The following is a 10,975-nucleotide window of genomic DNA, read 5'->3' on the forward strand; positions in this document are numbered from 1 at the left end:
CGCCACCCAAATGGTTCCTGGCAGGCGCGCCGCGTGTCTGTACCTCCCGGGTGGTATGTCCATGGACGGTAATGCAGACAGTGGCGTCAATGCACCTGGGCTCCGTTCAGGCGTTCTGGCGCGCGTTGCCCATACCACCCGGGTGGTAAAGACAGACCCATCCCTCCAATGCACGCTTGGGGGCGGATGCTGGCGTTGTCCGATGCAACCCAGGGCGGCTCGGGGGGACGTTCCGGGAGCGCGGCCGACGCGGGGAGCGCCGTCAGGCGCGGCAGCGCGTTCCTTCGGGAGACGGGGCAGGGGGCTGCCCGGTTCCGGACGCGGGTGCTGCCGGGGCGAGGTGCTGGCGCCGGGCGGCCTGGAGCAGGAGGCCGCCCGGCGTTCGGGGTGAGGTGGAGGTGCGATCCATCCCCACCTTGGAGGCGCGGCTCAGCAGCCCAGGTTGCCGCCAGGGCTCACGCCGAGCATGTTGGTGAAGCGCTCATAGTTGTTGATGCGGCTCTGCACCTGGTCCGGGTTGCCACCGTTGCACTCCAGCGAGCCATTGATGGTGCGGATGGTCTCACCGAAGCCGTGGCCGTCGACCATGGCGCGGTGCGCGGACATGGTCCCGGCGCCGGCCTGCGTGGTCCAGAACCAGAACGCGGAGCGCCACGCGGCGTTGGCGTCCTGGGCCAGCAGGTCCGGGTTGGTGTGAAGCGGCAGCCCCAGCGCGGCGCCGGCGGCGCAGTAGTTGCCGTTCCAGGACAACTGGATGGGCCCGCGTCCGTAGTACTTCTTGCCCGCGACGCAGTAGCAGCCCGGCGGCCCCCATGTGCCGCAGTAGTCACCGCGATTGATTTCCTCCACGTACACGTAGTGGCCCGTCTCATGGGCCGTGTTGGCGAAGAAGGCCGCCACCTCGCGCTTGCGCGTCTCCAGCGAGCCCGTGTTGGCGAAGGCCGGGAAGGTGTTCGCGGCGGCGATGAGGCTGCTGTACGTGTAGAAGGGGTTCCGGTTCGGGAACATGGCGTTGAACGTGGACTCGCTCAGGAGGGCGGCCAGCCCCGTGCCGGGGGTGCCACCGCCCCCGTCGATGCGGTCGAGCGTCCAGCGCTGGTTCGTGCGCTGCTCGTAGGGGTACTGCACCAGCTCCGTGCCGTTGGCCGTGTTGCCCCAGTACACGTCAATGGCCATGTCCGTGTGACGCGCGCGGATGCTGAACTCGCTGCCCACTTCCTTCACGAAGCGGAACTGCTGGTTCGCTCCGCCGCCATAACCCCATTGGTGGACCCGCGCGTTCGCCGCGGTGCTCGCCTCCTTGATGTCGAGCGCCTTGTTGCTGTTCACGTTGATGATGCTGAAGTAGCCCCCGGACGTGGGCGTGACGCGGAAGCGCTGCGCATTCGTTCCGTTACAATCCCATTGCTGCACCTTGGCGCCGTCCGCCGTGCTCGACGAGGCGACGTCGATGCACTTGTTCGTCATCACCGACCGGATGACGTAGGTGCCTTCGGTGATGGTGTCGACGATGGCGGCGCCTTCCACCTGGCCCACCGGTTCGAGGGCGGCGGGCACTGGCTCGGCGCCGCCACAGCCTCCCAGGGCGCTCAGGCCCCCACAGATTCCCAGCAGGGCCAGACTGCGTGACACGAACGTGCCGGACATGCTTGTGCTCCTTGCGGTCGAGGGTTTCTCGGGCACGCCACGCCTGGGGCGGGCGGAGGCCTCGGCTCCGGGGGCCGGAGCCGCAAGGACTGTACGGCAGTCGGTAAAACAGGAATAAGCAGATGGTGCCGCCGGGCGCGAAGCGTTGACCAGCGGACGCGCCGCGGCGGCTCAGGCTTGCTGTTGCGCCGCGGGGATACCCTGGGGCAGCAGCGCGTCCGGGAGCTCGTCTTCCACGCCGCGCACGCGCGGGGAGGACGCGGTCAGCATGACGCAGCCCGCGAGCAGGAGGCCCAGGACGACGTAGAGCAGGGCGATGCCCCGGCCCGGGCCGGTACCCAGCACCTGGCCGAAGGTGTTGGCGAGGGCGCCGTCCGGCGCCATCCAGGGGTCGAAGACCTTGTCCGTCAACGGGCCCGCGAGCAGTGCGGCGATGGGTGGGGCGACCAGCGCGAGCATCCGGCGCGTGGCGAACACCCGTCCCTGGATGGCGGGAGGCACCTTGCTCTGCCAGATGGCCTGCGAGCAGCCCATGGCCACCGGCGCGGTGAACATGAACACGAAGGCGGCGCAGGCGACGACGAACACGCTGGCGGGGAGCGCCGCGGCCAGCAAGGCCACGCCCGCGACGAGCTCCGCGCCCAGCACGCCCTGGATGCGCCGCTTCGGGCCGCCCCAGACGCCCATGGTGATTCCACCCGCCACCATGCCGACGCCGGAGCAGGACACCACCAGGCCCAGCGTCGTCGGGTCCGTGAAGCTCAACACCAGCGGGGTGATGAGCACCGTCACCAGCACGGTGATCAGGTTGACGGCGGAGCTGAAGCCCAGCAGTCCGAGCAGGCCGGGGCGCTCGCGGATGAAGCGCCAGCCCAGCGCGATGTCCGTCCACAGCGACTTGCTGGCCTCGGTCCGCGCGGCGCCTGGTTCGGGCTGGGGGATGCGCACGCTCAGCAGCGTGGCCACCGCGAAGAGGAAGGTCGCCAGGTCGATGAGCAGCACGCCTTGCAAGCCCATGCGCACCACCAGCACGCCCGCCATCGCGGGGCCCAGGAGCTGGCCCGCGCTCATGGCCAGTTCCACCATGCCGTTGGCCCGGCCCAGGTTCTGCTTGGAGACCAGCAGGGGCGTGGACGTGGAGAAGGCGAGGACGCGGAAGGTGCTGAAGGCGGCGCTCATCGCCAGCGGGGGATAGAAGTGCCAGTTTTGAAGGGGCCAGAGCCCGGCGCGGTCCGCCGCGACAAGGCACCACATCAACCCGATGGCCATCATCGCGCCCAGGTCCGCCAGCAACATCACCCGCTGACGGTTGCTGCGGTCCACCATGGAGCCCGCGACGGGCGCGAGCAGCACCATCGGGAGGAACCCGAAGAACGACGCCAGCGAGTACTCCGTGACGGAGTCGCTGTTCTGGTAGACGTAGACACCCACCGAGAACTGGGTGAGCCCCGTCCCCAGCGACGAGATGAGCTGACCCAGCCAGATGAGACCGAAGACCCGGGCAGGGCTCGTGACGACGTTCCTGCTTGAGAATGCCATGCCGTCAGCGGGCCTTCCGCGGGCGTGCGCCGCTCGGTGTCAGATGCATGGCTAGAGTCTTCGTGAGCACGGCCAGGACGTCTACCTGGATACCGCGTTCTTTTTATCAGGAACCGCTATCGCTGTAATAATCGTTTTTATCGTTTATATGGACAAGAAGGCAACGGCGGTGGCACAAGCTGCGCTGTATCAAGGGGGCGGGCTCAAGCGAGGTACGAGCGTGCTTCCTCTTCCGGGCGAAGCGGCATGCTGTCTCGGGGAGTCTTGGCCGGAAGATGTTTGCCGGGGGGTTCTCCGTGCTCAGCCGGATGTCGTGGCCGCGTGTCAGCCCGGGCCGTGTCCAGCGCAGGAGAAGACATGACCGAGCACATCGAGCCGCGAGCTCACCGTTTCCCCACCCTGGTGGACGTGTTGTGTCAACGCGCCGAGTCTCAAGGCGACGCGCTGTTGTATCGCTTCCTGGAGACAGGAGACGTGGACGGCCCGGTGGAGGAGTGGACCTACCGGCGGCTGGATTCACGGGCGCGGTCGCTGGGGGCTCGGCTGCGTGCCTTGGGCGCGCAGGGGGAGCGGGCGCTGCTGCTCTACCCGCCCGGCCTGGAGTTCGTCGCGGGATTCATGGGTTGTCTGTATGGCGGCGTCATCGCCGTGCCGTGTTACCCGCCGGACCCCACGCGCTTGGAGCGCACGCTGCCGCGCCTTCGCGCCATCGCCCGGGACTGTGGCGCGCGCTACGTGCTGACGACGAGCACCATCCAGGAGATGGCGGAGTTCCTCACGCCGCAGGCTCCCGAGCTGGGTGAATTGCAGTGGATTGCCAGTGACGCGGTGCCGGAAGCCGAGGCCGCGGACTGGAAGCGCCCGGACCTGACGTCCGACTCGCTGGCCTTCTTGCAATACACGTCGGGCTCCACGGGCAACCCGAAGGGCGTCAAGGTCAGCCACGCCAACATCCTCCACAACGAGTCGTTGATTACGCGTGACTTCGGGTTGCAGGCGGAGCGCTCGGTGGGCGTGGGCTGGTTGCCCATGTTCCATGACATGGGGCTCATCGGAAAGGTGTTGCAGCCGCTCTACCTGGGCTTCCCGTGCGTGCTGATGTCGCCCATTGCGTTCCTTCAGCGGCCCTTGCGCTGGCTGGAGGCTGTCTCCCACTTCAAGGGGACGGTCAGCGGTGGACCCAACTTCGCTTATGACCTGTGCGCGCGAAAGGCCCGCGCCGAAGACGTGGCCCGTCTGGATTTGAGCCACTGGGACCTGGCCTTCAACGGCGCGGAGCCCGTGCGGCGCGAGACGATGGAGCGCTTCGCGGAGACGTTCGCGCCCGCTGGCTTCCGGCGCGAGGCCTTCTATCCCTGCTATGGCCTGGCCGAGGCGACGCTCATCGTCAGCGGCGGCGTGAAGGGAACGCCGTGTGTGCAGGAGCGCTACGACACCGCCTCGCTGGAGCTGGGGCGCGCGAAGCCCGCGTCCGACGCGGCGGAGGGGCCCGCGGCGCGCACGCTGGTGTCCTCCGGTCAGGGCGCGCCGGACCAGCGGCTGCTCATCGTGGACCCGGAGACGCGGGTGCCTCGGGCCTCGAACGAGGTGGGTGAGGTCTGGGTCGCCGGCCCCAGCGTGGCGGGTGGGTATTGGGATCGTCCGGAGGAGACGGCGCATGCCTTCGGCGCGCGGCTCGCCAACGGCGAGGGGCCCTTCCTCCGCACCGGTGACCTGGCCTTCCTGTCGCCGGAGGGCGAGCTCTTCATCACCGGCCGCCTCAAGGATCTACTCATCGTCCGGGGCCGGAACCTGTATCCGCAGGACCTGGAGATGACCGCGGAGCGCGCGCACCGCGCGGTGCGCCCCGGCTGCAGCGCCGCCTTCTCCGTGGACGTGGAGGGGGAGGAGCGGCTGGTGGTGGTCTCCGAGGTCGACGTGCGCGAAGGCTTCGACGGCGCGGCGGTGGTGGGCGCCCTGCGCCGCGCGCTGGCCGATGAGCACCAGGTGCATGCGCACACGGTGGTGCTGCTCCAGGCCCGGAGCATTCCGAAGACGTCGAGCGGGAAGATTCAGCGCCGCGCCTGTCGTGATGGCTTCCTGGCGGGCTCGCTGGAGGTGGTGGAGGTGTCGGGCGAGGAGGCCGCTCCGGCGCCGGAGACCGTGCCTTCCACGCCGTCCGCGCCCCTGCGCGAGCGCCTGGCCCTGGCGTCCGAGGAGGCCCGCCCGGCGCTGCTGGTGGACTTCCTCCGCGTGGAGGCCGCGCGGGTGCTGCGCACGGCGCCCGCGTCCCTGGCGCCGGAGACCTCGTTGGCCAGCCTGGGACTCGACTCGCTGATGGCGCTGGAGCTGCACGGGCGGCTGGAAGAGGAACTCGGTGTGTCGCTGCCCGTGGCCTTCCTCTGGCAGCACCCGACGCTGGGGGCCGCCGCCGCGCACCTGGTGGGCGCGTGGAAGGGCACCGCCGCGCCCGCCGCGCCTCCGCTGAAGGCCGGCGCGCTGGAGGGCGAGCTGCCGCTGTCTCCCGGTCAGCAGCGCCTGTGGTTCCTGGACCGGCTGGTGCCGGAGAGCGCGCTGTACAACGTCCACTTCCAGCTCCGGCTCTCCGGGGCGCTGGACGTGCCCGCGCTGGAGCGTGCGCTGCAGGGGCTCCTGTCGCGTCACGCGGTGCTGCGCGCGGCCTTCCCCGAAGTGGAGGGCCAGCCGCGCCAGCTCCTGCCGCCCCTGCGCCCGCTGGACGTGGCCCGCGAGGACCTACGCGCGCTGTCACCCGCCGAGCGTGACGCGCGGCTGAATCAGCTGGCGCGGGCCCAGGGCGAGGCGCCCTTCAATCTGTCGGAGGGCCTGCTGGTGCGTGCGGCGCTGGTGGCGATGGAGGACCAGGAGCACGTGCTCCTGATGACCCAGCACCACATCGTCACCGATGGCTGGTCCATTGGCGTCCTGGCCCGGGAGCTGGCCGCGCTGTACCGCGCGGAGGTGGCTGGCGCCGCCGCGTCGCTGGGCGCGCCCGCCTTGCAGTACGTGGACTACGCACGTTGGCAGCGCGGGCTGGGCGGCGCGCTGGACGGGCAGCGTGCCTACTGGGCGCGGAAGCTGGAGAACCTGCCGCGCCTGGAGTTGCCCACGGACTTCCCGCGTCCCCGGGAGCCGGGCTTCCGCGGCGCGCTCCACCGCTTCGCGCTGCCGGCCGAGCTGGTGGATTCGCTCAAGGCGGTGGGCCGGAGCGAGGGCTGCACCTTCTTCGTCACGCTCGCGGCGGCCTGGGCGGCGCTGCTGCACCGCTACAGCGGTCAGGACGACTTCGGCCTGGGCACCATCTTCGCGCAGCGCGACCGGGCCGAGCTGCGTGACGTGGTGGGGTTCTTCGCCAGCACGCTGGTGCTCCGCGCGGACGTGTCTGGCGCGCCTCGTTTCCGGGAGCTGCTGGGCCGCATGCGCCACACGTTCCACGAGGCCCTGGCCCACGCGGACCTGCCCTTCGAGGAAGTGGTGGGCGCGTCGCGCGCCGTCCGCGGCGGCGACAACCCGCTGTTCCAGGCGAACCTGGTGTTGGAGAGCCTGCCGCCGGTGGACCTGGACGTGCCGGGCATGCAGTGGCGCCCGGTGCTGCCCGTGCCGGACGGCGCCGTGGAGGGCACGGCGAAGTTCGACCTGCAGCTCGCCGTCGTGGAGACGCCGCGAGGGCTGGAGGGCGCGCTGGAGTACCGCTCGGACCTCTTCTCTGCGGAGGCGATGGCGCGGCTCGCGGGACACCTGGAGTCATTGCTGAGGGGCATCGTCGCTGCTCCGGACGCGCGTGTGGAGGACCTGCCGCTGCTCGACGAGGCGGAGCGCCGTTCGCTGCTGGAGCGCTGGAACGACTTCACGGCGCCGCTCTCCCAGGACCCTTCGCACTGCATCCACGCGCAGTTCCGTGAGCAGGCCGCCCGCACGCCCGACGCGGTGGCGGTGGTCGCCGAGGACGGGACGCTCACCTACGCGGAGCTGGCGCGCCGTGCGTCCGCGCTGGCCTTGCACCTGCGAGGCCTGGGCGTGGGCCCCGAGGTGCGCGTGGGCCTGTGCGCCGAGCGCTCGGTGGAGATGGTGGCGGGGATGCTCGGCATCCTCGAGGCGGGCGGCGCCTACGTGCCCCTGGACCCGGACTATCCCCGGGAGCGGCTCACGTACATGCTGGAGGACTCGGGCGCGCGCGTGCTCGTCACGCAGTCCCATCTGGCGGGGACGCTGCCCGTGGCCGGCCTGAACACCGTGCTGCTGGATACGGCGGAGCCCTACGCGGCGACGCCGGCGTCACCGCTGGCCCTGGGGACCACGCCTGACAACGCGGCGTATGTCATCTACACGTCGGGCTCCACGGGGCGGCCCAAGGGCGTGGTGGTGCCGCACGGGGGCGTGGCCAACTTCTTCGCCGCCATGGACGTGCGCGTGGGCAACTCGCCCGCGGGCGCCTGGTTGGCCGTCACCAGCATCTCCTTCGACATCTCCGTCCTGGAGTTGCTGTGGACGCTCACCCGCGGCTTCAAGGTGGTGGTGCAAGGGGAGGGGGCCTCACTCAAGGCGCCCGCTCGCGCGGCGGGGGCCCGGAAGCGCCCCATGGACTTCAGCCTGTTCTACTTCGCGGATGACGCGGAGGTGTCGCGCGGGGAGAGCAGCTACCGGCTGTTGCTGGAGGGCGCGAAGTTCGCGGACACCCACGGCTTCGCTGCGGTGTGGACGCCGGAGCGCCACTTCCACGCGTTCGGCGGCCTGTACCCCAATCCCTCCGTGGTGGGCGCGGCTGTCGCCACCGTGACGAAGCGCGTGGCCATCCGCGCGGGCAGCGTGGTGCTGCCACTCCACCATCCCGTGCGCGTGGCGGAGGAGTGGTCCCTGGTGGACAACCTGTCCGGCGGGCGCGTGGGCATCTCCGTCGCTTCCGGCTGGCACGCCAACGACTTCGTCTTCGCGCCGGAGAAGTACGAGAAGCGTCGCGAGCTGATGATGGAAGGCATCGACACCGTGCGCCGGCTGTGGCGCGGGGAGACGGTGCGCTTCCCGGGCGGCGGCGGCGCGCAGGTGGATGTGAAGCTGCGCCCCCGCCCCGTGCAGGCGGAGCTGCCCGTGTGGCTCACCGCCGCGGGAAACCCGGAGACGTTCATCACCGCGGGCCGGCTGGGGTGCAACATCCTCACGCACCTGCTGGGGCAGACGTGGGAGGACCTGGAGAAGAAGCTGTCCCTCTACCGTCAGGCCTGGCGCGACGCGGGCCACGCGGGCGAGGGCCACGTCACCCTCATGCTGCACACCTTCATCGGCGAGGACATGGCGAAGGTGCGCGAGGTGGTGGAGCAGCCCTTCCGCAACTACCTCAAGAGCTCGGCCGACCTGATGCGGGGCCTGGGGAGCACGCTGGGCATCGACATGGACTCGGCCACGGAGGCGGACCTGGACCGGCTCGCCGGCCATGCCTTCGACCGCTACTTCGAGACGAGCGGCCTGTTCGGCACGCCGCGCTCGGTGCGCGAGCGCGTCGGGCAGCTCCAGGCCCTGGGCGTGGACGAGGTGGGCTGCCTCATCGACTTCGGCATTCCCGCCGACACGGTGCTGGCCAGCCTGCCGCTGCTGGACGAGGTGCGGCAGCGCTGCGTGCGGGACAGCCGCCGGGCGGGCACGGCGAAGACGATTCCCGAGCAGCTCCGCGAGCACGCCGTGACGCACCTGCAGTGCACGCCCTCTTTGGCGCGCGCGCTGCTGTCCGAGCCCGAGTCCGTCGAGGCGCTGGGCGGCCTGCAGCGGCTGATGGTGGGCGGCGAGGCCCTTCCGGGCGCGTTGGCCGCGTCGCTGCGCAAGGCGCTGCCGGAGTCCGCCGAGCTGCTCAACATGTACGGCCCCACGGAGACGACCATCTGGTCCTCCACGGCGCGCGTGGCCCCGGAGGAGACGGCGCCCGTCGTCTCCATCGGCACGCCGCTGCTGCGCACGTGCTTGTACGTCCTCGACGCACGGCTGCAACCGACGCCGGTGGGCGTGGCGGGTGAGCTGTACATCGGCGGCGCGGGCGTGGTGCGTGGCTACCTGGGCCGGCCCGAGCTGACGGCGGAGCGCTTCATTCCGGATGCGTGGGCCCGTGAGCCCGGGGCCCGGCTGTACCGCACGGGGGACCGCGCACGGTGGCGGCCCGACGGCACCATGGAGTTCCTCGGCCGCGTGGACCACCAGCTCAAGGTGCGTGGCTTCCGCATCGAGGCAGGGGAAATCGAGGCGGCGCTCACCGCTCAGCCCTCGGTGCGCGAGGCGGTGGTGGTGGCGCGCGAGGATGTGCCCGGCGACGTGCGGCTCGTGGCCTACGTGGTGCCCGCGCAGGGCGCCACGGTGGAGGCGTCCGCGCTGCGCGACGCCCTGGCCCAGCGGCTGCCGGAGCACATGGTTCCGTCGCTCGTCATGGAGCTGCCAGCGCTCCCGCTGACGCCCAATGGCAAGGTGGACCGCAAGGCCCTTCCCGCGCCGAACGTGGTGCGCTCCGCGAAAGCGGCCTTCGTGGCGCCGCAGGGGCAACTGGAGGAGCAGATTGCCCAGGTGTGGCGCAGCGTGCTCCGTGTGGAGCAGGTGGGCGTGCACGACAACTTCTTCGACCTGGGCGGCCACTCGCTCCTGATGGTGCAGGTGCACACCCAGCTCAAGTCGGTGCTGGGGCAGGACCTGCCCCTGTTGAAGCTGCTGGAGCACCCCACCATCAGCACCCTGGCGCGTTTCGCGCGGCAGGGGCCCGCGGCGGCGCAGTCCCAGGTGGAAGCCGCGCAGGACCGGGCCAAGCGGCAGCTGGAGAGCCTCAAGCGTCAGCGCCAGCGCGCCAGGAAGTAACGACGCGGGGGCGCGCGCGGGCTACGCGCGCGTTTCGCTCAGCGCCTGCCGGATGGCGCGTGCCACCGGCGAGGCGTCGTCCTCCGGGCCCTGAACCGCGAAGGGGGCGCGGGACAGGAGCGGCGGCTGGGCCATGAAGCGCGGCCGGGTTCCCTGGTGCGGCTGGGCGGCATGGACCAGGAAGGGGTGGCACAGGTACACGGTGCCGGCCTCTCCCGTGGCGAGCGCGAGCGGCCGGTGGGCTGACACGTCCAACTTCCCGGCGAGCTCCATGAACGTCAACCCCGCGTCTCCCGCAGGAGCCAACACGCGGGCGACGTCCTGGTGGGAGCCCACGCGGATGCGGGTGGGGGCGTCGTGCTCGCCCACGTCGGAGCAGAGGAAGAGCATCAGCAGGGCGCGGCCTTTCGACGCCACGTTCACCCGCCAGGAGAAGAACGAGCTCGGGTCGTCACCTGGGAAGCTGGCATCGACGTGCCAGCCGTCGTCTCCAGGCGCGTCCGGGCTGGGAAAGCGCACGGGGAAGGTGCCCAGGCTGCCTCGAGGGAGCCAGCGTCCGGGGCCCACCAACTGGTCGAACGCGCCTCGCAGCCGGGGCGTGTTCGCCGCCAGCCGGAAGGGCTCCTGCGCATAGTCCCCGAGCCGGATGACCGGCTGCTTCCAGGTGGCCGGATTGTCCGGGGCACACCCCGTGTCGCGCCAGAGCAGCTCGCGGCACGCGTCCGCCAACTCGCGGGGAAACGCCTGGTCCAGCCGGACGAATCCACGCTCGATGAACTGCTCCACTTCGCCTGGGGAAAGCTCCATTCGGGTTGCCTCCTCGTCATCCGGGACCAGCCGCCCGCAGCGCGGCGCTGTATTGGTTTATCATAAGAACTCATACGTCCGGTGATTGCTTCGCGGCGCGGAGCTCGGGCTGCCCATCAGGTGGAGCCGGCTGGCGTGTCCAGGACACATCCAGGCCCTT

General features: G+C 70.8%; 4 protein-coding genes. 1 reads left to right on the top strand and 3 read right to left on the bottom strand.

Annotated elements, in window-relative coordinates; genetic code table 11:
• Window positions 1–429: 429 nt before the first annotated feature.
• Window positions 430–1,647, bottom strand: coding sequence for a glycoside hydrolase family 19 protein (locus tag HNV26_RS02190; protein ID WP_171440513.1), 1,218 nt, complete (start codon window positions 1,645–1,647; stop codon window positions 430–432).
• 171 nt (window positions 1,648–1,818) lie between these two features.
• On the bottom strand, window positions 1,819–3,186 hold the full coding sequence (locus HNV26_RS02195; RefSeq protein WP_171440512.1) for an MFS transporter: 1,368 nt from the start codon (window positions 3,184–3,186) through the stop codon (window positions 1,819–1,821).
• Between the two features lie 357 nt (window positions 3,187–3,543).
• On the opposite strand from HNV26_RS02195, the gene HNV26_RS02200 reads away from it, so the two are divergent.
• Window positions 3,544–10,008, top strand: a complete 6,465-nt coding sequence (locus tag HNV26_RS02200) for a MupA/Atu3671 family FMN-dependent luciferase-like monooxygenase (protein ID WP_171440511.1) — start codon at window positions 3,544–3,546, stop codon at window positions 10,006–10,008.
• A gap of 21 nt (window positions 10,009–10,029) precedes the next feature.
• Here the strand turns inward: HNV26_RS02200 and HNV26_RS02205 are convergent, their stop codons facing one another.
• Complete coding sequence (locus tag HNV26_RS02205; protein WP_171440510.1) at window positions 10,030–10,815, bottom strand: phytanoyl-CoA dioxygenase family protein; 786 nt, start codon at window positions 10,813–10,815, stop codon at window positions 10,030–10,032.
• Window positions 10,816–10,975 lie beyond the last annotated feature (160 nt).

This window comes from Myxococcus xanthus (genome assembly GCF_013116825.1).
Classification (GTDB): domain Bacteria; phylum Myxococcota; class Myxococcia; order Myxococcales; family Myxococcaceae; genus Myxococcus; species Myxococcus xanthus_B.

Excerpts from the sequence above, each read along its gene's own strand:
- HNV26_RS02190 (WP_171440513.1), bottom strand. The coding sequence starts at position 1,647 with ATGTCCGGCACGTTCGTGTCACGCAGTCTGGCCCTGCTGGGAATCTGT.
- HNV26_RS02195 (WP_171440512.1), bottom strand. The coding sequence starts at position 3,186 with ATGGCATTCTCAAGCAGGAACGTCGTCACGAGCCCTGCCCGGGTCTTC.
- HNV26_RS02200 (WP_171440511.1), top strand. The coding sequence starts at position 3,544 with ATGACCGAGCACATCGAGCCGCGAGCTCACCGTTTCCCCACCCTGGTG.
- HNV26_RS02205 (WP_171440510.1), bottom strand. The coding sequence starts at position 10,815 with ATGGAGCTTTCCCCAGGCGAAGTGGAGCAGTTCATCGAGCGTGGATTC.